At 33.2% G+C, this 23,504-nt stretch carries 20 protein-coding genes; 15 read left to right on the top strand and 5 right to left on the bottom strand.

Annotation, left to right across the window (positions count from 1 at the left end; genetic code table 11):
* Nucleotides 1-105: 105 nt before the first annotated feature.
* Nucleotides 106-2,988 (bottom strand): response regulator, encoded by a 2,883-nt coding sequence (locus tag VFM92_RS11610; protein ID WP_325122393.1) that lies wholly within the window; start codon nt 2,986-2,988, stop codon nt 106-108.
* The gene (locus VFM92_RS11615) at nt 2,951-4,006 is read right to left on the bottom strand and encodes a PAS domain-containing protein (RefSeq protein ID WP_325122394.1); all 1,056 of its coding nucleotides are present in this window, start codon (nt 4,004-4,006) and stop codon (nt 2,951-2,953) included. Before VFM92_RS11615 ends, VFM92_RS11610 begins: the two co-directional genes overlap by 38 nt.
* A 181-nt stretch (nt 4,007-4,187) precedes the next feature.
* Between VFM92_RS11615 and VFM92_RS11620 the strand changes: the two genes are divergently transcribed.
* The 6 genes from VFM92_RS11620 (at nt 4,188) to VFM92_RS11645 (ending at nt 12,469) form a co-directional block, all read left to right on the top strand.
* Nucleotides 4,188-4,871 carry a response regulator transcription factor gene (locus VFM92_RS11620; RefSeq protein ID WP_325122395.1) on the top strand — a complete coding sequence of 228 codons (684 nt, stop codon included), beginning with the start codon at nt 4,188-4,190 and terminating at the stop codon, nt 4,869-4,871.
* A complete protein-coding gene (locus VFM92_RS11625) occupies nt 4,868-6,121 on the top strand; it encodes a HAMP domain-containing sensor histidine kinase (protein WP_325122396.1) in 1,254 nt (417 codons plus the stop codon). Before VFM92_RS11620 ends, VFM92_RS11625 begins: the two co-directional genes overlap by 4 nt.
* Nucleotides 6,122-6,292: 171 nt before the next feature.
* Nucleotides 6,293-8,755: a TonB-dependent receptor domain-containing protein gene (locus VFM92_RS11630; RefSeq protein WP_325122397.1), complete on the top strand. Its 2,463-nt coding sequence runs from the start codon at nt 6,293-6,295 to the stop codon at nt 8,753-8,755.
* 197 nt (nt 8,756-8,952) lie between these two features.
* A complete protein-coding gene (rpe, locus tag VFM92_RS11635; protein ID WP_325122398.1) occupies nt 8,953-9,612 on the top strand; it encodes a ribulose-phosphate 3-epimerase in 660 nt (219 codons plus the stop codon).
* Between the two features lie 14 nt (nt 9,613-9,626).
* The gene (locus VFM92_RS11640; protein WP_325122399.1) at nt 9,627-11,975 is read left to right on the top strand and encodes a TonB-dependent receptor; all 2,349 of its coding nucleotides are present in this window, start codon (nt 9,627-9,629) and stop codon (nt 11,973-11,975) included.
* A 5-nt stretch (nt 11,976-11,980) separates the two neighbouring features.
* Entirely contained in the window at nt 11,981-12,469 is a 489-nt protein-coding gene (locus VFM92_RS11645) for a hypothetical protein (RefSeq protein WP_325122400.1), read from the top strand.
* Nucleotide 12,470: 1 nt separating this feature from the next.
* Here the strand turns inward: VFM92_RS11645 and VFM92_RS11650 are convergent, their stop codons facing one another.
* Nucleotides 12,471-12,824 carry an arsenate reductase family protein gene (locus VFM92_RS11650; protein WP_325122401.1) on the bottom strand — a complete coding sequence of 118 codons (354 nt, stop codon included), beginning with the start codon at nt 12,822-12,824 and terminating at the stop codon, nt 12,471-12,473.
* A 116-nt stretch (nt 12,825-12,940) separates the two neighbouring features.
* Here VFM92_RS11650 and VFM92_RS11655 point away from each other — a divergent pair, with 116 nt between their 5' ends.
* Complete coding sequence (locus VFM92_RS11655; protein ID WP_325122402.1) at nt 12,941-13,420, top strand: hypothetical protein; 480 nt, start codon at nt 12,941-12,943, stop codon at nt 13,418-13,420.
* A gap of 174 nt (nt 13,421-13,594) precedes the next feature.
* Nucleotides 13,595-14,863, top strand: a complete 1,269-nt coding sequence (locus VFM92_RS11660; protein WP_325122403.1) for an NAD(P)/FAD-dependent oxidoreductase — start codon at nt 13,595-13,597, stop codon at nt 14,861-14,863.
* Nucleotides 14,864-14,865: 2 nt separating this feature from the next.
* Here VFM92_RS11660 and VFM92_RS11665 read toward each other — a convergent pair whose 3' ends face one another.
* Together VFM92_RS11665 and VFM92_RS11670 are read right to left on the bottom strand one after the other, a co-directional pair.
* Complete coding sequence (locus VFM92_RS11665) at nt 14,866-15,816, bottom strand: alpha/beta hydrolase (RefSeq protein ID WP_325122404.1); 951 nt, start codon at nt 15,814-15,816, stop codon at nt 14,866-14,868.
* Nucleotides 15,813-16,901 carry an AMP-binding protein gene (locus tag VFM92_RS11670; RefSeq protein ID WP_325122405.1) on the bottom strand — a complete coding sequence of 363 codons (1,089 nt, stop codon included), beginning with the start codon at nt 16,899-16,901 and terminating at the stop codon, nt 15,813-15,815. The genes VFM92_RS11665 and VFM92_RS11670 overlap by 4 nt, the downstream gene beginning before the upstream one ends.
* Before the next feature lie 185 nt (nt 16,902-17,086).
* Between VFM92_RS11670 and VFM92_RS11675 the strand changes: the two genes are divergently transcribed.
* The 7 genes from VFM92_RS11675 to rplT all read left to right on the top strand — a co-directional run bounded on the left by VFM92_RS11675 (nt 17,087) and on the right by rplT (nt 23,271).
* Nucleotides 17,087-17,566: an Lrp/AsnC family transcriptional regulator gene (locus VFM92_RS11675; RefSeq protein ID WP_325122406.1), complete on the top strand. Its 480-nt coding sequence runs from the start codon at nt 17,087-17,089 to the stop codon at nt 17,564-17,566.
* A 3-nt stretch (nt 17,567-17,569) separates the two neighbouring features.
* Nucleotides 17,570-18,076: a phosphoribosyltransferase family protein gene (locus VFM92_RS11680; RefSeq protein ID WP_325122407.1), complete on the top strand. Its 507-nt coding sequence runs from the start codon at nt 17,570-17,572 to the stop codon at nt 18,074-18,076.
* Nucleotides 18,077-18,124: 48 nt separating this feature from the next.
* Nucleotides 18,125-19,876, top strand: a complete 1,752-nt coding sequence (locus tag VFM92_RS11685; RefSeq protein WP_325122408.1) for a hypothetical protein — start codon at nt 18,125-18,127, stop codon at nt 19,874-19,876.
* A gap of 112 nt (nt 19,877-19,988) precedes the next feature.
* The gene (gene thrS, locus VFM92_RS11690) at nt 19,989-21,953 is read left to right on the top strand and encodes a threonine--tRNA ligase (RefSeq protein WP_325122409.1); all 1,965 of its coding nucleotides are present in this window, start codon (nt 19,989-19,991) and stop codon (nt 21,951-21,953) included.
* Between the two features lie 97 nt (nt 21,954-22,050).
* The gene (gene infC / locus VFM92_RS11695) at nt 22,051-22,599 is read left to right on the top strand and encodes a translation initiation factor IF-3 (protein WP_325122410.1); all 549 of its coding nucleotides are present in this window, start codon (nt 22,051-22,053) and stop codon (nt 22,597-22,599) included.
* Between the two features lie 25 nt (nt 22,600-22,624).
* Complete coding sequence (gene rpmI, locus VFM92_RS11700) at nt 22,625-22,819, top strand: 50S ribosomal protein L35 (RefSeq protein ID WP_325122411.1); 195 nt, start codon at nt 22,625-22,627, stop codon at nt 22,817-22,819.
* A gap of 107 nt (nt 22,820-22,926) precedes the next feature.
* Entirely contained in the window at nt 22,927-23,271 is a 345-nt protein-coding gene (gene rplT, locus VFM92_RS11705) for a 50S ribosomal protein L20 (protein WP_325122412.1), read from the top strand.
* Nucleotides 23,272-23,504 lie beyond the last annotated feature (233 nt).

Consider the following 23,504-nt stretch of genomic DNA (forward strand, 5'->3'; position numbering starts at 1 on the left):
TCTAATCATTTTGGTAAATCAGCAAATCAAAAAATCATCACATTTTCGAGTTTTCAAAGCGACAATATCCGACCTTTAATTCTTACATAGCTTTTTGCACAGTTCTCATCTATCACCCAACATCCCCTCCTCAGAACTCTCTTTATCCAAAATTTTAATAATGGTTTTAATTTCAGGAATAACTTTTGATTTCATGTAATGGCTAACCTTTGAATTAAATTTTTTAGGTTTTTCGAAATCGGCTATTAACTCAACAAGTTTATCAAATTGACCTGCCAAAGCAGTGCCTTTTAGTTTATGTAAAACACCTCTCACGGCTTTCAAGTTTTCTATTTCTATAGTTTCTAAAATCTGCCGCTCAAAAGTATGCATATTGTCGTTAGCTAGCTTAATAAAATTTCTGTAATGAGAAATATCATTATTTAATCGACCTAATAGAAGCTCTTTATTAAAATGTTGCTTTTTTACTTTGGGCTCTGGTTTGGGTTTTCTTATAATCTTTTTATCCTTTCGAAGTTTATTTAAAATATTGATAAAGTCCTCCTGAATCAATGGCTTTTCTAAAAAATTATCAATGCCTGCATGAAAGGCAATTTCCTTTTCTTCTTTCATCACTCCAGCTGAGAGTGCTAAAATGGGTACTTTTTTGTGGTCCTTTTCTAATGCTCTAATAATTTCAGTGGCTTCAATTCCACTCATTATAGGCATTTGGATATCCATCAGAATTAGGTCTGGTTTCTCTTTTTTGAATTTCTCAACAGCAATCTCACCATTTTCTGTAAATATGATTTCACTCTCCGGTAATACGTTTTCCAAAATTCTTTCGACTAAATACTTATTAACTTCATTATCTTCTGCTACTAATATTTTATTGATGTCTAGATTTTCAGCTGGGTTGTTAATCAATTTTTTATGAATTGTATCCTCATGTTGATTTAACTCACCAGTTTCAATTCTTCGCATAATATCCAATATTTTGCTAGGAAGAATGGGTTTGGCGATTTTAAAAATGCTTACATCTTTTTCGAATTCAGAATAAAAAAATTGACTCTCGACATGTTTGTGCATGAAAATGATGGGAGAATTAGATTGTAGTTTATTGTTCTTAATAATCTCTATCAATTCTAAACCACCTAAATGAGGTATTTCTTCATCTATTACAATGATATCATAATCTCCTGCAGCTCTAATTTTTTTCTGTGCGCTTATTACAGAAGACTCGCTATCGACCTCTATTTTAAAATGCTGCATGAATTCCCTCATGTTTTGCGAAAACACGGGATTGTCATCCACCACTAAAATGGATTTGAATTGAAATTGATATTCTCCCAGTAAAGTATTTTCGATTAAGTCTTCTTTGGAAATTTCAATATCAAAATAGAAAGTGCTGCCCTTATCTGGTTCACTTATCAATTTTAAGTGACTATCCATTAATTTCAAGAATTTATTAGAAATGGTTAGACCTAAACCTGTTCCGCCAAATCTTCTGCTTGTAGATACATCCGCTTGTTCAAATGCACTAAAGATATTTTTTTGTTGCTCCTTGGAAATTCCAATTCCCGAATCTATCACTTCAAAGCGGATTTTATCATGGTGTAATTTGGCTCTCAAGATAATATTGCCAGAATCAGTAAACTTCACCGCATTACCCAGTAGATTAATTATAATCTGTCGTAATCTCAATTCATCTGTCCTGAAATGCAAGGGTACATTATGCTGATAATCAATTATTAACTCTATATTTTTCTGGTAACATTGATAGGTAATAAAATCTGCTGCAGATTCTATTAATTTCATACCATTGGTTCGCTCGATTTGTAATTTAATCTTCCCAGCCTCTATTTTTGAAAAATCTAGGATATCATTGATAATAGCTAATAAGGAGTGAGCAGAGTTATTGATATGATTTGTATAGTCAGTTTGCAGTATGCTCAGGTCGGTTTTCTTTAATAAATCAGAAAATCCAATAACCCCATTTAGCGGTGTCCTGATTTCATGGCTCATATTGGCCAGAAAAGACGATTTTGCTTGATTTGCAGCTTCAGCTGCTTGTTTGGCTATTATTAATTGCTCTTCAGCCAATACCCTACTTGTAATATCGCTAATAGTGGCTAAAACCCATTTGACGCCCTCTTCTTCTATTGGCTTTATATTAGCGGCTATCCAGGTCGTTTTTCCATTGTGGTCATTAACTAATTTCAACCTCATGTCACTAAAGCATATAACTTCTTTTAAACAAAGTGCAACAGGATGCTCATCTTCTTTAATTTTCTTTCCTTTTTTGTTGAATAATTTAATGTGAGAACGAGAATAATGGCTTCCTACAAGTTTTTGAGCTGATTTATCTAACATTTCTTCCGCACTTTTATTCATAGAGCGAATAATTCCATCTTCATCGTAAAATAATAAGCCTTCTTGCATAGAGCTAATAATGTTCTGCAATTGCTTTTCATTTTTATGGATTCTTAGCTCTGCATTTTTCCGAGTAGTAACATCTGAGAGAGTACCAAACCAATACCAGTTTCCATTGATATCCTGATTTGGTTTTGAAGTGGCTTTTATCCACTTTACCTTTCCATTGACCAAACATCTAAATTCCAGGTTGAAATATTTATAATTTTCTAACGCATCATTATTATGTTTAAGGAAATATTCTAAATCATCGGGATGGATGAATTCATTGGCAAATTCATCTGTATCAATTTCTCTCTCTCCCAGGTTAAGCATCTGCTTAAACGGAGGGCTCGTATAGATTAATTTACCATCTCTGCTCAACTTGAATACCGCTACCGGGATATTATCAACAAGCTCATCATATTGTTTCGTTTTTTCTTTCAGCTGAAATTCGCTTTCTTTTTGGTCATCTATATTTTGAATGGTACCAAAAAGGCGAGGGGTTCCATCGACCATTTCTGGAATACCGATTAATCGTGCCCAAAACAAATTTCCCTTAGCAGAGCTCAAAATCAAATTTACGTTGTGCTTCAATAGCATATCGGATTTGTTCTTTTGAAGGTTCAATTAAATTTTTATCATAGATAAATTCGAAAATACTATCAAATGTAGGAATGTAATCCTCACCAACTTCACAGATATTTCTGGTATTTTCAGTCCATTGGATTTCACCAGTGGCTGTATTCCAGCTCCATCCCCCAGTTTTAGTAATGTTATTGGTTTGCATCAACAAAGCTTTTACTCTGTAGAGCTCCACATCTGCTTTTTTTCGCTCACTTATTTCCAGATGAAAGCCAAATACCGTTTCTGGAAGCCCTTCTGAAGACCAATGTCCCACTCTGCCTGAATCGAGAATCCATGCCCAATGACCATTTTTATGCTTTGCTCTCAATTCAAATTCATAATGCTGAATCTGATGTTCATAATTGTAACGAAATTTTTTTCGAACATAATCCAGGTCATCTTCATGAAGCATTTGAAGCCATTTATCCAAAGTCATAGGTGTCAATTCTTCGGTTTCATAGCCCAGCATTCTGGCCCAATTTTCATTAATGTGAATTAGCCCATCCGCTGAATTCCATTCATATGTACCCAGATTTGTACCTGAGATAACTAAATCAGTCCTTTCTTTTTCTTGGGCTAAGGCATTTTCTGTTTCTTTCAGTTGAGAAATATCCTGAATAGTTCCACGATAAACCATACCTTCTGTCCCTTCAACATGAGAAGCAATTTCATGAACGAACTTTACTTTCCCTTTTTGGGTGATAATCCTATGGACAAAATTGACATATCCTGATTTGGCAGACTCTTTTTCAACTTTTACTAATAATTTGTGGTCATCAGGATGCACCATTGATTTAAAGGAATCAATAGTCGGTTGGTAAGTTTTAGGGTCACAATCGAAAATTTCAAAAACTACTGGAGACCATTTGATCGCTCCCGTATTAAAATCTGATTCCCAATTGCCTATTTTTGCTAGTTTTTGAGCTTCTAATAATTTTTCGTGGCTATCCTGTAACTCTTCTGCTAATGAGGGGTATTTCTCTTTCATTCTATGCTATTCTACTCGTAAATTCTAACATAAATTTGAATAATTCAATTTTTTATAAGATTAATTAAGAGACACGTGTATATCAATAAAAAATTTACAGGTGTATCTTCAAAATTACTTCAGAATTTAATTATATTTTTACGCTTATAATCAATAGCATGTATTGCTTTATATTCGTAAAATGAAAATTTTAATTGTAGAAGACCAAATTGAACTGGCCAAAAATATTAATGACTATTTGAAGAAGGAAGGCTTTCAAACTACTATCGCTTATGATTATTTTTCGGCTACCGACAAACTAGCTGCCTATGAATATGATATTGTCATAATCGATTTGATGCTGCCTGATGGAAACGGTATGGACTTACTTTATTCACTCAGAGCTAACCGTAAAAATATTGGTACTTTAATTTTATCGGCTAAAAATTCTATTGATGATAAGGTTAGAGGCTTGGATGCTGGTGCTGATGATTACCTGGGAAAGCCTTTTCATTTAATTGAATTAGTTTCTCGACTTAAAGCAATTTATAGAACCCGAAAGCAAGAAAGCAGTAATTTCATCGAGCTGGATAAAATGAAAATTGATACTTCCAAAAAGGAGGTATTAGTAAATACTCAAGTGATTGATTTAACCAAAAAGGAATATGAGATGCTACTTTTCTTTGCCAATAATTCCAAAAGAGTATTAACCAAACAAAATATTGCAGAGCATTTGTGGGGAGATTTTATTGACCAAAGTGATTCCTTCGATTTCGTTTATCAACACATTAAAAACTTAAGAAAAAAAATTCAAAAAGCTACAGGAATGGATGTATTAGAAACGGTTTACGGAGTGGGCTATAAATTAAAAAGCAAATTAGCATGAAGCTGATAACCAAAATAGTACTGATATTCCTAGGTCTTTCTTTGCTTGTTTTTATAATTGGTGGCGTAGTCACTGTTCAAATTATCACCTCAGAGGTAAAAAAGGAGGAGAGATGGTTTTTACAAGAAAGGTTACGCTCCACAGAACGTTATATTGAAAAAAGAGAGCCCACGAAGGATATCATCCGAGATAAGGTTATCATTTTACCACAAAAAGATTCTATTCAGATTGATGAATTAGTTTTCTCTGATACAGTAGTGCATCATAGCACGCTTGAAAGACCCGAGCTCCACAATAAACTAGATGTAGGGAAGAAAATTAATGGCAGATTCTATAAAATTACACTTTACGACATCATTATCGAACAAGATGATATTATTGATGGTGTAATAGAATCCTTATTTAAAACCTATATTCTCTTATTTGTGGTGGTGATTTTAGGAAGCTGGTTGTTATCCAAAAAGCTATTAACTCCTTTTGAAAGAACACTTTCTGCGATTAAAACATTTGATATTAAAGAAAATGAAGGCTTTCATTTGCCCAAAACCTCTACTTATGAATTCAAAAGATTGAATGAGTTTATTGATTTGATGTCCAGAAAGGTGATGGATGATTATCAATCTTTGAAGGAGTTTACAGAAAATGCAAGTCATGAAATTCAAACACCTATCAGTATTGCTAGAGGAAAATTAGAGTTACTTTCTGATACTAAGCTAGATGAGGAACAAAACCATCTCGTATCTGAAGCTTCTAAAAGCTTAAATAACCTATCTAAATTAGGGAAGACACTTACACTTTTAGCGAAAATTGATAATCAGGAATTTGACCAAAAAGAAGGAGAGGATGTAGGTCTGCATTTAGAGAATTTATTGGCTGAATATGAAGAGTTAGTCTATTTGAAAGGAATTTCCTTAACCTACAATTTAAATGAAACGGTAGAATGGAATATTCATCCAGTTCTGTTGGATATCTTAATCACTAATCTTCTCAATAATGCTATCAAACACAATCTGAAGGAGAACGGATTTATTAAAATTCAGCTAAGCGATAATAAATTAATTATTGAAAATTCGGGAAAGCAATTAGATCATGATCCAAAATTACTTTTTGCCAGATTTAAAAAAGGAAATCAAAGCAGCAATTCTTTAGGACTTGGACTGGCTATTATTCAAAAGATATGTAAAGTGACGGGTTTATCCATTGAATATATCAATAAAGAAGAAGTACATCAAATCACCATCAATAGCTGATTTTTACCTTTTCAGGAATTTATACAAATCATTTACATCTATTCGGAAACAATTATTATCAATAAGTACTTGTAGCTACATTAAATTTTTTCGCTGATCAGTGAAATCTCAAAATTCCTTCAGAATTGGATTGTAACTTTGTAACAAATTAATGATTGAAAATCTAAAAAAATGCTTAAAATCAATACCAACATTTTTAAAGTATTAACGATAGTAATACTTTCTGCATTTGCAACTAACGCATGGGCACAAACTACAACCATCACTGGACAGCTAGTGGATGGAAAAAACCAGCAGCCATTAGCTTACGCAAACGTTAGTGTTTTTAATCAAAATGATGAATTGGTAACCGGAACGGTAACCCCAGAAAATGGTCAATTTCAATTGCAAGTTAAGCAAGGGGAATATACTTTAAGACTTCAATTCATTTCTTACAAAACCATCAATAAACCAATCAATGCTAATAAATCCACCATTAATTTGGGAGTGATTGAGTTAAACGAAGATATTGACCAGTTATCAGAGGTGCAGGTTGTCGCTAAGCGTCCGCAAATGGAAATGAAATTGGACAAAAGGGTTTTTAATGTTGGAGAAGATTTAAGTAATATCGGAAGTAATGCTGAAGCATTATTAGATAACCTACCAAGTGTTACGGTTGATATTGATGGAAATGTTTCTTTAAGAGGAAGTGGTAATGTAAGAATTTTAATTGATGGTAGACCATCGGGTTTGGTAGGAATTAGCGGAGCTTCTGCATTGAGACAAATTCAAGCTGATATGATTGAAAGAGTAGAGGTGATTACAAACCCCTCTGCACGTTATGAAGCGGAAGGTAATGCTGGTATTATCAACATTATTATGAAGAAAGATAGAAGAGGAGGATTTAATGGAAGTATCAGTACAAATCTTGGATACCCTGCAATTGCCGGAATAAATTCTAATGTTAATTATAGAAAAGGAAATTTAAATCTCTTTGCTAATTATGGCATTACCTACAGAGAAAATTTTGGTGGTGGTTTTATAGACCAAAAGTTTACTCCAGAAGATACCACTGCTTATTCGACTTATGTTGATAGACAAAGAGAACGAAGTGGTATTTCTCAAAATGCTAGATTTGGTTTAGATTATAGTTTTAATGAAAGCACTACTTTAACAGGATCCTTTTTATACAGAATTTCTGATGAGGATAATTTGAGCTATAATTATTACGATGATTACGATGGTATTAATGAAAGCACACGCGAATTAGTGAGAAGATCTGTTCGTATTCAAAATGAATTGGAAAATGAAGAAGTTTTAGAGTATGATTTAAATTTCACTAAAACATTCGGAGGAGATGAAAATCATAAGCTAACTGCCGATTTTCAATTCAGAAACAATACCGAATCGGAAGACTCTGATTTAAGAAATGAGAGATTTGTCATGTCAACGGAGGAATATGTAGATAGCATTCAGCAGCGATCTATAATTAATGAGTTTTCCGAAAACATTTTAATGCAGGCAAATTATGTCCAGCCACTAGGGGAGAGTCGTTCTTTTGAAACGGGATGGAGAAGTACATTGAGAACTATTTCAAATGATTATGAAGTCACGCAGGATGTTGAAGGACAAGAACAAGATAGCGTTTTAACTGACTTCACAAATGAATTCATTTACAATGAAAATATTCATGCTTTATACGCCATCTATAATAGCGAATTTAATAAATTCACTTATCAACTAGGTTTAAGAGCTGAGTTGACAGATATTACTACTCGTCTTAAAACGCCTGTAGATACTACTAATGCCAGAGATTATTTGAATTTATTTCCAAGTTTATTTATGACGTATGAATTCAATAAGTTGCATACCATACAGGCAAGTTATAGTCGAAGATTTGACAGACCACGATTCCGTTCTTTAAATCCATTTTCAAACTTTAATGATGATAGAAATATTAGAATTGGTAATCCTAATTTAAACCCAGAGTTTACTGATTCTTATGAAGTGGGTTTGGTGAACAACTTTAGTGATGCTACACTTTATAGCGGTTTATATTACAGAAAAACAACAGGTGTTACGGAAAGCATTAATACAGTAATTGATGGAATCACCTATACTCAACCTCAAAATTTAGCCGCAAGAAATTCCATTGGGATTGAAAACAACTATTCCCACGATTTAAATGATTGGTGGAGATTAAACGGAAATTTGAATGTTTATTACTCGGAGACCTATGGTTCGGTAGAAGATAGAGACTTTTCAGCTGAAACCTTTACTGCTTCTGGTAGAGCTACATCCCAAATGTCGTTTAGTAATGATTTTAATGTGCAGTTGAGCGCATTCTATCGCGCTCCACAACAAACCACACAAGGAACTAGAAAGTCATTTTATATGGTCGATTTAGGATTTAGTAAAGAAGTATTGAAAAAGAAAGGTACACTAGCATTGAATGTAAGAGATTTACTTAACTCTAGAAAATGGAGAACAACTACTTCAGGGGATGGATTTTTCTACGATTCTGAATTCCAATGGAGAACAACTACAGTTACGCTTTCTTTTGACTATAGAATTAACTCCAATAAACGAGAAAGTGAAAGAGAAAATAGTAGAGAAGGAGGAGATTATGAAGGCGGAGGATCAGATGAGTATTAGTTGATTTAGTTTATAGTTTAATTGTAATTAAGGTACGGTCTTTCAAGTTCGTACCTTTTTTATTTTTAATTAATTTCAACCTTAATTATTGTATTTCATTTTTGAAGCATGAATCCTTTAATTTTATTTAATTTTAAAGATACTGCATTTTTGAACTCAGAAGTGTTTGATACTATCAATTTTTATATCTTTGCCCAATGAGTCACTTAATAGCCCCTTCTGTACTAGCCGCTGACTTTGCGAATTTGCAAAGAGATGTGGAAATGTTAAATGAAAGCCATGCAGACTATATCCATGTTGATATTATGGATGGAGTTTTTGTTCCGAATATTTCATTTGGATTGCCGGTTTGCGAAGCCATTTATAAGCATGCAAAAAAGCCTTTAGACGTCCATCTGATGATTGAAAAACCAGAAAATTATATTCAAGCTTTTCATGATGCAGGTGCGGCTACTATTTCTGTGCATTACGAAGCAAGCACTCATTTGCATCGAACACTTCAGCTAATTCGTAATTTGGGCTTAAGAGCTGGTGTGGCTATCAATCCACATACAAATGTTTCTTTACTAGAGAATGTCATTCAAAATACAGATTTAGTATGTTTAATGTCTGTAAATCCTGGATTTGGCGGGCAGAAATTTATTGAGCAAACTTATGCTAAAGTACGGCAACTGAAAGAGTTAATTGCAGATCAAAATGCATCAACATTAATTGAAATTGATGGTGGAGTAAACATTGATAATGCACCTGCTTTGTTGGAAGCTGGCGCAGATGTACTGGTTGCAGGAAGTTTTGTTTTTAAATCTGAAAATCCAATTCATACTATACAGGAACTAAAAGACGTTTCTTTCCGATAAACAGTTTGCAGTTCATGCGTCCGATTCTGACTTTAGTAGTTATATTTCTTTTTCCTATTGTGGTGTTTGGACAAAGCCAAATCCTTAAGGGAAAGGTTGTAGATGCTCAAAATAATGATGGAATTGCTTCTGTAGGAATCCAATTGGTCAATACTGAAATTAGTACCCAAACCGACAGTTTGGGTTTTTTTAGTTTTAAAGTACCCCAACAAAATGAGTATCAATTAAAAATCACCCATGTCAGTTATATTGACCAGTTAATCAATGTAAGCGATAATGAAATCCTAATTCAGCTCCAAGTTGATAATTTACTTTTAAAGCAAGTAAATGTCAGCGGACAAACTAATGAATTACCTAAAAACAGTTTGCAAAAATTAAAACCCTTATCGGTAAACGAGACTGCCACTCCATTTAATGAATTTAATCAATTAATCACCACACTTCCAGGCGTGGTTTCTAATAATGAGCTCAGCAGTGCCTACGCAGTTAGGGGCGGTAATTTTGATGAGAATTTGGTTTATGTCAATGGAATGGAAATTTACAGACCATTTTTAGTACGTGCAGGACAGCAGGAGGGACTTAGTTTTATTAATCCTGATTTGGTTGGAAATATTGAATTCTCTGCCGGTGGATGGGAAGCTAAATACGGGGATAAACTATCGAGTAATCTTTTAATTGACTATAAAAAAACAGAAGAAACGGAGGGGAATGTCAATGTGGGTCTTTTAGGTGCTTCGGCTTATTTATCTACTCAATTTAACAAAAAAGACAATTTATTACTTGGGTTAAGATATAAAAACGCAAAATATCTGTTTAATACCTTTGAAACTTCAGGTGAATACCTTCCTCGTTTTCTAGATTTTCAAGCGTTTTACAATTACCGTTTTTCTGATAAAACTTCACTTGATTTGTTGGCTGTTTTTGCTCAAAATGATTACCGAATTGAACCCGCTTCTCGGGAAACTGATTTAGGTACTTTACAGCAGAAATTAAGATTTTTTGTAGCCTATGAAGGTGCTGAATCCCTTCGATACCAGAGTTTTCAAGGAGGTGCTAGATTACGACATCTGTTCAGCGATAATTTCAGAACCTCCGTGATTTTATCTGCTTTTTCTACATCTGAATATGAGTATAATAACACAGAGGGATTTTATAGATTGTGTGATGTTGATCAAGACTTTTCATCTGATACTTTCGACCAATGCATAAGCTTAAGAGGAATAGGGGCGAATTATAATTATGCCCGCAATTTTCTGTATGCCCAAGTTGCTCAGGCAATCATTAGAAATGACTGGCAAATTCAAAATAATCATTTGTTAGCTTTCGGATTCGAATATAAAAAGCAATTTGTGAATGACTTCCTTGATGAATTTGAATTTAGAGATTCAGCAGATTATGCTCAGGTAAACAGAGTGATAAAACAGGAAAATAATCTGGAAGCCACTTTTGCAAATGTGTATGTGCAGCATGAATGGCAGCTCAACAATCGACATTCTTTGAATTATGGATTAAGAGTTAACTATGGTTCTAATACAGGTGAGTGGTTGCTAAGTCCAAGGCTTCAATATCAAGTACTTTTACATCCAGATAAAAGTGGAAAATTTAGTTTTTCAACTGGATTTTACCGTCAATTCCCCTTTTACAGAGAGTTGCGTGATTTTTCCGGTAATATTACGCCTAATGTAAGAGCGCAATCTGCACTTCATTTTGTAGGTAATTATTCGAAAAACCTAGAATTATGGAATCGTCCTTTTCAAATTAATTCCGCACTTTATTATAAATACCTATACGATATAATTCCTTTTGATGTAGACAATATCCGATTACGTTACAGACCAGATTTAACGGCCAATGGTTATGCTTATGGCGCTGATTTCCGGTTTAGTGGTGAATTTATTCCTGATATGGAATCATGGTTTAGCTTGGGTTTACTATCTACTCGTGAAAATGTGGAAGAAGATAGCAGGGGCTATATTAGAAGACCAACCGACCAAAGAGTAACTGCAGCTATTTTCTTTCAAGATAATTTCATTAATGATCCAAGCTTAAAAGTGAACTTAAAACTACAAGTTGGTTCTGGCCTACCTTTTGGTCCTCCCAATAGTCTGGAAAATCGAAATATATTTAATGGTGAGTGGTATAGAAGAATGGATATTGGCTTCTCTAAGCAATTTATGGGTGATAGAATCCAAAATCTTGAGTATATTGAATCGTTTTGGATTGGATTGGATGTTTTGAATGTATTAGGTGTGAGTAACACCATTTCTTATTCATGGATTGAAGATGTAAATGGACAAACTTTTGCAATCCCCAATTCCTTATCGGCAAGATTTTTGAACCTAAAAGGAATCGTTAAATTTTGAAAAATATGAAAAATATCACCCTGTTTCTTATTAGTGTATTTATAGTATCCTGCAGTACTCAAAAGGTGTTGAAAACCGATACTCAACAAGATATTGATTTAAGTGGCAGATGGAACCAGACGGATGCTGAGATTGCCTCCAGCGATTTGTTTAATAGTTTATTAGCATCTTCATGGCTAAAAGGATATCAGGCACAAAATGGGTTAAAGCCAAAAATCGAAATACTTAATTTTAAAAGTAATTTTGAAGATGGAGGAGATGATGCAAGAATGTTTTTTATTAGCTACATGAAAGAAAACTCAGCATTCGAACTGATAGAAAGAAAAGGAAGGAAAGTTTCTGACTTTCAATTATCTGGCAATATCCTCGCAGAGGAATTTTTAACTGAAAATCAGAACTATATAGATTATACTTTCAAAACTCAAATAAGAGAATTATCTGGAGAAATTATGTGGGAAGAAACCACTGTTGTTAAAAAGTATATTAAGGATTAAATTATCTTCCAATCCTATCTTTTAATTGTTCTACAGTTTTTTTAGCATTGCCTACATACAATTCACCATTAATTAAAAAAACAGGTCTTTTTAAGAAAGTATATTCGTCCAATAGAAGTTTTCTATAATCATTTTCAGTCAGCTCCTTTTTATTTAAGCCTTGCTGCCGAAACTTAATAGCTCTTTTATTAAATAACTCTTCATAAGATTCTGAAATTACATATAACTCGAGTAATTGAGGCTCAGAAAGCGGATTATTTTTAATATCAATTTTATCAAAATCTTCAAGCTCTAATTGCTTCATAATCTTTTTGCATGTATCGCATGTGCTCAAATAATAAACTACTTTTCTCATTTTTAATATGTTTATATCATAAAATAAGTAAAAAATTTGCCTTATGACAACAAAAAGCTTTAATTCGGGTTTTAAACTATACATAATCAATTCAAAAATCTAATATCAAGACAATTATGAAAAGAATAGTGAGACATGGAATGTTGGCATTGGCAGCAATAGTATTTTTAAATTCTACTGCTGTAATGGCACAAGATTCAGAAATTACGGACAAAGATTTATATAATTATGCATTGATGATGCAAGTTATAGAGCAAATGAAAGCGGAGGTAAGTCCAGCTATACAGGAATTAATTGAACAGCAAGAAGGATTTGATACCAAGAGATTTAGCGAACTAGAAAGTGCTGGTGATAATAAAGCTAAATTGAAGGAGTTAGGAGCAAATGATTTCGAAGTGAAATTCATGGGCTTGATAATCAAAGAAAAAGAAGATAGAATTGATGAAATTAAAGAAGCGTTAAATTTGTTAGCAAAAAGTATGGTAGGTGTTTCTACCTATAAACAAATAAAGCAAACACTTTCTGTTGATCCTGATTTGAAAGCGAAATATGACCAAATATTAGCTAGAATTGCACCTACTGAAGCTGGAGCATAAATTTAAAAATTATATTTTTTTAGGCTACTTTAATAAAATAGAGTAGCCTTTTTTATTGCTATAATTTTAAGGTTCTGTGGTAATAATTAATCTTAACTAAATTAATATTGTATTCGTTATCGATTATCATGGTTTTAAAATCCATCATACGTCATTATCCTAATCAGAAATCAAATGGAAGAAGATAAAGTAATCATAATAGGAGCAGGATTAGCTGGTCTTACTGCTGCTATCGAATTGGAAAGAGCAGGATTTACACCTACCATTTTCGAGGCATCTGATTCCATCGGAGGAAGAGTTAAAACGGATAAAAGTGAAGGTTTTTTGTTGGATCATGGGTTTCAAGTTTTGTTAACTGCATATCCTGAAGCTCAAAAATATCTTGATTATGATAAACTAAAATTAAAAAAATTCTCTGCGGGAGCTTTAATTTTAGATAAAAGCAAGGGTAATTATACCATTGCCGATCCGTTAAAAGAACCTTTAACAGCTTTTAAAATGCTTACTTCTCGTGTGGGTTCTTTTTCAGATAAATTAAAAATATTCTCTTGGACTCAGGAATTGAAAAAAAACTCAATTGAAGCTATCTTTAAACGTAAAGAAATATCCTCATTAGAATTCTTGAAAAATAAGGGGTTTAGCGAACATATCATTAATGAGTTTTTCAAACCATTTTTTGGGGGAATATTCTTGGAAAATGAGTTGAATACCTCAAGCAGAATGTTGGAGTTTGTATTCAAAATGTTTTCGGAAGGTTATGCTGCTATTCCCGAGGATGGAATGGGCGCAATTCCTAAACAATTGGAAAGTCAATTGACCCAAACCAAAATTAAACTAAACAGCAGAGTGGCAGAGGTAGGACTGAAGAAAATTGTATTAGAAAATGGTGATCTATTTGAAGCGAATGCAATAGTTGTTGCAACCAAAGCAGGTGAACTACTTCCACAATTACAAGGTCAATTTGCTGGAGATCAGTTTGTAACTAATCTATTATTTAGTTCTAATATTCCGCCATTTAAAGAGTCTTTAATTGCTTTGGTTCCTGATAAAGATTATATTATCAATAACATTGCTATAATGGATAATGTCGCACCTAATTATTCACCCGAGGGTAGTTCACTTATCTCCATTTCGGTAACCGATAATTACACAGAAAATGAGAAATCGTTGAAAAAAAGAGTCTTGGATGAATTGATTAGCTTATTTCCTGAGCTTAAAAATGCTACCATTGGACATATCAAGAATTTTTACATCGATAATGCACTGCCGATAATTCATGATTTTCAATACAGCCTAAAGCCTTCTGAAACTAAAATACAGGATGGAGTATACTTAGCTGGAGATTATTTGCTTAATGGTTCAATAAATGCTGCTATGCTATCTGGACGATTAGCTGCACAAGCTATTTATGAAGATTTGAAAGGAAAAGGATTTCGAAATTAACATTATTCTGATAAAAATTTCAAAGCATCTTTAACAGTTTCATCTGGTATTTCTTCCATTGGAATATGACCTGCATTAGCATAAATTTTTATGCAGCTATTAGGAATTAGTTTATGAAATTCTGCTGCATGAGATACAGGAATCCATTCATCATGTTGACCCCATAAAATTAAAGTGGGGGTTTGAATTTCTTTCAATAAATTTGTTTCTTCCTCAATTTTTTGGTTTAAACGTGCAATTGTAGCTTTACGATTTCCCTCATTTAACAATAAATCATAATAACGTTGAATTTTCTCATCATTTATTTTACTGTCATCATAATAAACTTGTTTTATACTGCTCTCTAGTAAGAACCTAGGAGTTATTTTGATGATAATTTTTGAAATTAATGGGTTTTTGATAAGTGAAAAAACCGAAATTTTTTGATTTTTGTATCCTTCTTTTGCTTTCATATTTATTCCTGAAGAATTAAGCAGTATAAGATTTGATATTCTTTGAGGAGCTAAAATGGCCATTTTATAAGCTACTTGACCTCCCATAGAATTTCCTGCAACAGATAAGTTATCAATATTTAGCTTATCTGCTAGTTTAAACATCAAACTTGCATAATAATCAGTATCGTATTTTGATTGTGGGTTGGAACCAGTCAAGCCGTGCCCAGGTAAGTCCATAGAAACTACGGTAAATGATTTGCTTAGTTTATTCTGCCAATCCTTCCATGTATGCAAAGAGGAAAAACTACCATGGATCAAAAAAATTGCTGGACCATTGCCCGAAATTTTCACATGCAATTTATTTCTATCTAATTTAATAATTCTTGAATTTTCAGTAAAATATTGGGCTTTATTTATTTCTGTGGGAATATCAGATTTGTAAAATGATAATGATATAATCGTAAGTACCATTACCATTGTAAAAATAGAAAATGCAATGATTTTAAGTGATTTTCTCATTTCAAGGTTGTAATAGTTTCAATTCTATTGATTTTTCCGTTTTCCGTTTCGATAAATTTAGGACTACGAAAGATATTTTTTGGCAAATGATATTTTAAAAGATGCTTTTTAAGCAGGCTTGATATGAAATTTGTATCATAATCTCCCTCAATTATCAATTGAACTGCATTGCCAAGTTTTTCGTCCTCTTTGCCAAAAATAAAAAATCGATTTGGAATATTTTCATTTTGAAGTAAAGTAGCGATTTCCTTTTCAAGCTCTTCAGGATGAATTTTGATGCCTCCTGAATTGATAACAAAATCGAATCTTCCCTTCCAATAGAATTCAGTAGGAGAGATGAGGCTCACCACATCCTTGGTTTTTAGAGATCCCTCGCCAGTAATTTGTGGAGCATGAATGATAAGACAATCATTTTCATCTACCGAGAATTTAATATCTTGAAGTGCCTTATAAGGTTCTATATTTTTGGAATTGATTAATTGTAAGGCTACATGTGAAATAGTTTCTGTCATTCCGTAAGTACTGTACACCTTAACAGTATCCAAATTTTCCTTAATTCTATCTTTTAATACCTCTGGCACAGCTGCTCCACCCAAAATAATTGCTTTAGATTGACTGAGCATCGAAATCGCAGTCCCTGATTCGTTTAGTATATTTAAAAGCTGATAGGGAACAAAAGAATAAAAATCAATTGCAGTCGGCTCTTTTAAATTCTTAAGAGGATTTCCACTTACATTTCCGATTATAAGATTCAATTGACCGACAAGACATCTCACGATCATCATTTTTCCACCAATAAATTCGGGATTTATGGTTAAAAGAGCGGTATCTCCAGCTTTTAAATTCAAGCTTTCCAAAGTAGCCTTTGCACTTGCTATCATTTGTGACCTAGAAATTAAAATGATTTTCGGTTTCCCTGTTGAACCTGATGTTTTTTGTTCAAACTGCATTTTACCATTATTCCAGTCTTCAATAAAATCATGAACCGAGCGAAGGAGATGTTCGTTAAACGGCTCGTTCAGAAACGCTTGTAGCGTCCATTTTCTATCGCAATACTTAATCCAAGGTAGGGGATTTTTTACCATCTTTTCAAGATCCTTATTGAAGTTTCAAAGTTTTAAAGTAAGTATGATTTTTCTCAATTCAGTATATTTATTAAATAAATGCTCAAAAAACAAAAATATATTTGGTATTATATCCAAAACATAAGGTTTAAGTCAATTTTATATATTAATTTTGTAATTCAATTACTTAATCGAATTAAATAGAAATGTTACCATTCAAGTTAGACAAAATTGACAAGAAAATATTAGATATTCTTCAAGTTGATGGTAGAATTACCAATGCTCAACTATCAAAAGATATTGGCTTATCTCCTGCACCTACATTAGAACGTGTTAAAAAATTAGAAAATGCTGGAATTATTAAAAGTTATCATGCCAAATTAGATAATGAAAAAATTAATTTAGGCGTAAGTACTTACGTTATGGTGTCTCTAAAGGGACATAATAGAACAAATATTGAAAAGTTTATTAAAGCTATTGACGGAGTTGATGAAATTATAGAATGTAATCACGTTACAGGTTCTAGCGACTTTATTTTAAAAGTGATTGCAAAAGATATCCCTTCTTATCAAAAGTTGATGCTTGAAAAAGTGAGTGAAATTGAGGTTGTAGACAGTATGCAGTCCATGGTTATTTTGTCTACTTTCAAGGACAGTAAAAAAATGCCAATACCTGAAAATAAATAAGTTATGCCAACTCAGCGAAATCAGATTCTAGATCGGGAAGCTATTATGAGTAAAATCAAAAGGATAGCTTTTCAAATTTTAGAGAATAATTTCCAAGAACCGCATCTCTATATTATAGGAATTAAAGGGGGAGGAGCTATTTTGGGAAAAAAGCTCAAAGAAGAGTTAGCTCAAATCAGTACACTGAACCCTACATTTATTGAATTATCAATAGATAAATCCTCCCCACATAATTCTGTTGTTAATTTATCTGAATTGATTGAAGCTTCAGAAAATACTACCATTTTATTGGTGGATGATGTTTTGAATTCAGGTAAAACAGTATTTTATGCCTTAAAACCCTTCATTAACACTAATATTAAAAAGATAGAGACAGCATTCCTAGTAAACAGAGCTCATCGGTCATTTCCTATTGCTGCAAATTATACTGGAATTGAAATTGCAACAACTATTCAAGAGCATATTAATTTTAGCTGGTCAGACGAAGATTTTGGTGTTTACTTAGAATAATTTAATTTTGGTAGTATTGAAATCATCAACTTTTAGAACTAACTGTAAATGAGAGGCTTTTTCATCCTATTATTATTTTCGATTTGCGTTATTTTTAGTAGCCAAGCGCAAAGGCTTAAATACAAAAATATATTCCCAATCTTACAAAGTAGAGATTACAAAACCGCAGAGCCTCTATTAATTAACTATCTTAAGGATAATGATGATGAAGCCAATGCCTATTTTTATTATGGCGAAATAATCGTTTCTAAGTTAGATTCGGTAGAGATTTTCCCAACTACAGAAAAGTACGACTCGATGGCTAATATAGCCATTGCAGCTTACAAAAAATCTATTTCACTGATTGATGATAGAGAGGTTCGAAAAAATGGCGATTATTATGCTGCCTACAATAGAAGAGATTTAAGAACTGGAAAATTCGGGATCAAAAAATCTGATATTACATTAGACTATGAAAATAAAATTGCCGCTGTTACAGATGAAAAATTATTGATTGAAGAAATTCATAAGTTAAAAAATCAATCTGAGGAGAAGTATCAAGAATTTGCTTCGCTAATAAGTAATTTACAAATGAGATTTCCCACTGAATCCAATTTCATTTTACAAGCAATAACTTCTGATTTTGAAGATGTTAACAGAATCGTGAAAAAATACACTGATTTTGTAGATAGTTTTCGTCTGTTTGTAGATCAGCTAAATGAACTTAATCATCCTGCTTACGATGCCTCTTTAAACATCGTTGAAATTGAAAATTGGAATGGTCTAAATATTCCAACGCGTGAGTTCCTGGAGTTTAATATCAGCATTGGGGATTACGAAAAATATTTTAAGGGAATCGATAAGAAAATTGAGGAAGAAGTAAGGCCAATCAAAAACCTTTTAATAGAAACTAATAAATCATTTTCTGATGCATTATTAAACAATCAAAAAGCAAAAGATTCTTCAGATATCCAGCCCCTTGAGATCCCGCAGGAGCTAATAGATGGCTTAGCCAAATTAGAAGCCAATCAGAGCGTATTAGATTTGCTTAAATATAAAAGACTGAAAAATGAGGCTAATTTATTGTCCAGTGAAAACTTATTTCCGCTCTTAGCAGATTCAAGTAATGTTTATCAAAGAGCAAATCTTATTGACGATTATAAAGAAAAACTCTCTGAGCAGTTAGATGTAATCATAAAGGTAGAAGCAGAGATTACTAAAGCAGTAATTAGCAATTTTCAGGAATTCTTTGAAATGTTTTCACCGTCAATTGAGGCTTATATAGAAACGGAGAATACCATCTTGACTAAAAAAGTTGAAGCCATGACTGAAAAGAGTAAGCAAATGGCTACCCAGATACAATTTTTTGAATTCGAAGCTGATTCTATTTTTAGAAGTCCCTTGATAGCCGCAACTAACAATAGCAGTAATTATGCGATTAACATATTAGAATCTGACTCTTCATTATTTTTACATGGGAAGATTTCTGATAACCCATTTGTAGCCAAAGCAGGTTTTGATATGCAAATACAGCATTTTCTATCACTAAAAGACAGTACTTTTTCGATTCAAAAAATGATTCAGCTAAAGGAAAATCTTCTTGTCAATTTACAATCAATAAATCCTGTGCCAGAAACTGGAAAGTATCAGCAGGTGCTATATTATTTGTCACCGCAAATCGAGGAAATATGGCAACTTTCGTACGAGGGATCGAGAACTTTAGAAGATGCTAAAGTAGAAGCAGGAATTTTCTTTATTTATGATAAGAACGGTGAAGTTATGAAAACCTTGAACTCCAAAGGACAAGAAATAGGCAATTAATTATATTTAGCTGCTTTCGTTTTACGCTTATTAAATCTAAAATTGCATATTTGTATTCAGGATTTAATTCTGCATGTTATTATATTAATCTAAGTTTGAATTTCAAGACAATATGAGTAATAAAATAAAGATTACTTTGCCTGACGGCAGCATAAAAGAATTTGATAAAGGCGTTACTGGTCATGACATCGCAATGAGTATTAGCGAAGGATTGGCAAGAAATGTATTGTCTACAAAGGTGAATGGACAAGTTTGGGATTCAACGCGTCCCATAAATGAGGATTCACATGTTCAATTACTCACATGGAATGACCCTGATGGTCAAAGTACATTTTGGCATTCTTCTGCCCATTTATTAGCAGAAGCACTTGAAGAACTTTATCCAGGTGTGAAATTAGGTATTGGACCTCCAATTGCAAATGGATTTTATTATGATGTTGATTTTGGCGATAGAGAATTGCAAGGAGAGGAGCTGGAAAAAATTGAGCAGAAAATGTTGGATCTGGCTCGTCAGAAAAATGAATTTCAACGTTCAGAAATTTCCAAAAAAGAAGCAATTGAATATTACCAGAAAAAAGGTGATGAATATAAACTGGAATTAATTGATGGTTTGAATGATGGTGAAATCACATTCTATCAACAAGGAAATTTCACTGATTTATGTAGAGGACCTCATATTCCTCATACTGGATACATTAAAGCCGTAAAGTTATTAAATATTGCAGGTGCTTACTGGAGAGGAGATGAAAAACGTAAGCAGCTAACCCGTATTTATGGAATTACTTTTCCTAAGCAAAAAGAGCTAAAGGAATATTTAGATCTCTTGGAAGAGGCTAAAAAGCGTGACCACAGAAAGCTGGGTAAAGAAATGGAATTGTTCGCTTTTTCAGAAAAAGTAGGTTTAGGATTGCCTTTATGGTTGCCTAAAGGAACAATGCTTAGAGATAGATTAGAAAATTTCTTAAAGAAAGCTCAGGTAAAAGCAGGTTATCAGCCCGTAATTACGCCTCATATCGGCAATAAAGAATTATACATTACTTCTGGCCATTATGAAAAATACGGAAAGGATTCTTTTCAGCCAATAGCAGCGCCATCTGATGATGAAAATGGTAGCGATGAGGAATACTTGTTGAAACCAATGAATTGTCCTCACCACTGTGAGATTTACAAAACTAAACCTAGAAGTTATAAAGAGCTTCCTGTCCGTTTGGCGGAATTTGGAACAGTTTATAGATATGAGCAAAGCGGTGAACTACATGGCTTAACAAGAGTAAGAAGTTTCACACAAGATGATGCTCATATTTTCTGTCGTCCTGATCAAGTGAAAGAGGAGTTTATTAAAGTAATTGATTTAGTATTATTCGTTTTTAATTCTTTAGGCTTTCAGGATTTCGTAACTCAAGTATCTTTACGTGACCCAGAAAAAAAAGAAAAGTACATTGGTGGTGATGAGGTATGGAATAAAGCTGAAAAGGCCATCATTGAAGCTGCTGAAGAAAAAGGACTGAAGACAGTTGTAGAAAAGGGAGAAGCTGCTTTTTATGGGCCTAAGTTAGATTTCATGGTGAAAGATGCTTTAGGTAGAAGCTGGCAATTGGGAACAATTCAAGTAGATTACAACCTTCCTGAGCGCTTTCAGTTGGAGTACGTAGGCGCAGACAATAGCAAACACAGACCTGTAATGATTCACCGTGCACCTTTTGGAAGTATGGAACGGTTTGTGGCAGTTTTGATTGAACATTGCGCCGGTAATTTTCCATTATGGTTGTCACCAGAACAAGTTGCGGTATTGCCGATATCAGAAAAATATGCTGATTATGCCAATAAGGTATATAGTGAGCTTGAATCAAACGATATTACAGGTTTTATTGACCATAGAGATGAAAAAATTGGTCGAAAAATTCGTGATGCAGAAGTAAAGAAAATACCATATATGTTGATAGTAGGCGAGCAGGAAGAGGCAGAAGGTAAAGTTTCCATTCGAAGACATGGAGAAGGAGATGTTGGGAGTATGAGTTTAGCTGACTTCAAGACATTTTTCAGTCAAAAAATAGCGGATAGTATAGAAAATAGATGAATTTGATTTGTAGATTTTGGATTGAAATTTTGTAATCCGATATTTATAACGATATTTGCACACTGTTAATAAAAAAAAGGAGGTTAATATTAGTAAAATGCGAAAAAAAGGCAGCTACAGACCTAGAGGTAGGGAAGAAGAACCTTACAAGGTAAATAGTAAAATAAGAGCCAGAGAGGTTCGTGTAGTTGGTGAAAATGTAAAAGTTGACGTCTATACCATAGGTGAAGCCTTGAGAATGGCTGAAGAACAAAACCTAGATCTGGTAGAGATATCTCCTAAAGCTGAACCACCTGTTTGTAAGATTATTGATTATTCGAAATTCAAATACGAACAGAAGAAAAAACAAAAAGAAATTAAAGCTAAAGCTCAAAAGACTGTAATTAAAGAAATTAGGTTTGGACCCAATACAGACGACCACGATTTTGAATTTAAATTAAATCATGGTAAGAAGTTCTTAAAAGAGGGAGCGAAGATTAAAGCTTATGTTCATTTTGTGGGGAGAACTATCGTTTTTAAAGATAGAGGAGAACTTTTATTATTGCGTTTTGCTTCAGAATTAGAAGATTTAGGAAAAGTTGAACAAATGCCTAAGTTAGAAGGCAAAAGAATGACTCTTTTCATAACTCCTAAACAAGGTAAATAAGTAACCAATTTAAATAAATAGATAAATGCCTAAAGTAAAAACAAAATCAGGCGCGAAAAAAAGGTTTAAATTGACTGGAAGCGGAAAAATCAAAAGAAAACACGCTTTTAAAAGTCATATTTTAACCAAAAAAGAAACAAAGCAGAAAAGACGCTTAACCGATATGGGACTTGTTCATAAGTCAGATTTAGGAAGAGTGAAAGACATGCTTAATCTATAGTATTTCGCACATTTAAACGAACGAAGGTTCAATGTTAAACCGGGATATCTGGTAATATCAAGTATCAACTTTAAAGTTGGTCACCAATTTCCAAAAAATTAAAATTTATGCCAAGATCAGTAAATCATGTAGCTTCAAGAGCTAGAAGAAAAAAAATCCTAAAGTATGCGAAAGGCTACTGGGGTAGAAAGAAAAACGTTTGGACAGTAGCAAAAAATGCTATCGAAAAAGGTTGGTTGTACGCCTACAGAGATAGGAAACAAAAGAAAAGAGAATTCAGAAAGTTATGGATTCAGAGAATTAACGCAGGCACTAGAGAACATGGAATGTCTTATTCTCAGTTTATGGGTGCAGTTAATAAAAAAGGAATTGAATTAAACAGAAAGGTATTAGCAGATTTAGCTATGAATCATCCTGAAGCTTTCAAAAGCGTGGTAGATTCAGTTAAGTAAAATACTTTATATTGATATTATACAAGCCTCATTGCTTTTTTGCAGTGCGGCTTTTTTATTGTTGCTTTCTCTCACTTTTACATTGATTTTGCTGGATCAATCTGAAAATCTGGGGAGAAGTATTTTTCAAGCATATATTTTAGAGAGTCTGTAAAGGAAAAAGGATACGTTTTTCACACCTCTGAATTGGGAGCGAAAAGCTTTTATCTTGGCATTGAATGATTCAGCTGCTG

It is taken from the genome of Marivirga sp., from assembly GCF_035704835.1.
In the GTDB taxonomy this organism is placed as follows: domain Bacteria; phylum Bacteroidota; class Bacteroidia; order Cytophagales; family Cyclobacteriaceae; genus Marivirga.

Coding starts and splice junctions, on each gene's coding strand:
- VFM92_RS11620 (WP_325122395.1), top strand. CDS start 4,188: ATGAAAATTTTAATTGTAGAAGACCAAATTGAACTGGCCAAAAATATT.
- rpe (WP_325122398.1), top strand. CDS start 8,953: ATGAGTCACTTAATAGCCCCTTCTGTACTAGCCGCTGACTTTGCGAAT.
- VFM92_RS11665 (WP_325122404.1), bottom strand. CDS start 15,816: ATGAGAAAATCACTTAAAATCATTGCATTTTCTATTTTTACAATGGTA.
- VFM92_RS11650 (WP_325122401.1), bottom strand. CDS start 12,824: ATGAGAAAAGTAGTTTATTATTTGAGCACATGCGATACATGCAAAAAG.
- VFM92_RS11615 (WP_325122394.1), bottom strand. CDS start 4,006: ATGAAAGAGAAATACCCCTCATTAGCAGAAGAGTTACAGGATAGCCAC.
- VFM92_RS11625 (WP_325122396.1), top strand. CDS start 4,868: ATGAAGCTGATAACCAAAATAGTACTGATATTCCTAGGTCTTTCTTTG.
- VFM92_RS11660 (WP_325122403.1), top strand. CDS start 13,595: ATGGAAGAAGATAAAGTAATCATAATAGGAGCAGGATTAGCTGGTCTT.
- VFM92_RS11645 (WP_325122400.1), top strand. CDS start 11,981: ATGAAAAATATCACCCTGTTTCTTATTAGTGTATTTATAGTATCCTGC.
- VFM92_RS11655 (WP_325122402.1), top strand. CDS start 12,941: ATGAAAAGAATAGTGAGACATGGAATGTTGGCATTGGCAGCAATAGTA.
- infC (WP_325122410.1), top strand. CDS start 22,051: ATGCGAAAAAAAGGCAGCTACAGACCTAGAGGTAGGGAAGAAGAACCT.
- thrS (WP_325122409.1), top strand. CDS start 19,989: ATGAGTAATAAAATAAAGATTACTTTGCCTGACGGCAGCATAAAAGAA.
- VFM92_RS11640 (WP_325122399.1), top strand. CDS start 9,627: ATGCGTCCGATTCTGACTTTAGTAGTTATATTTCTTTTTCCTATTGTG.
- rplT (WP_325122412.1), top strand. CDS start 22,927: ATGCCAAGATCAGTAAATCATGTAGCTTCAAGAGCTAGAAGAAAAAAA.
- VFM92_RS11630 (WP_325122397.1), top strand. CDS start 6,293: ATGCTTAAAATCAATACCAACATTTTTAAAGTATTAACGATAGTAATA.
- VFM92_RS11670 (WP_325122405.1), bottom strand. CDS start 16,901: ATGGTAAAAAATCCCCTACCTTGGATTAAGTATTGCGATAGAAAATGG.
- VFM92_RS11675 (WP_325122406.1), top strand. CDS start 17,087: ATGTTACCATTCAAGTTAGACAAAATTGACAAGAAAATATTAGATATT.
- rpmI (WP_325122411.1), top strand. CDS start 22,625: ATGCCTAAAGTAAAAACAAAATCAGGCGCGAAAAAAAGGTTTAAATTG.
- VFM92_RS11685 (WP_325122408.1), top strand. CDS start 18,125: ATGAGAGGCTTTTTCATCCTATTATTATTTTCGATTTGCGTTATTTTT.
- VFM92_RS11680 (WP_325122407.1), top strand. CDS start 17,570: ATGCCAACTCAGCGAAATCAGATTCTAGATCGGGAAGCTATTATGAGT.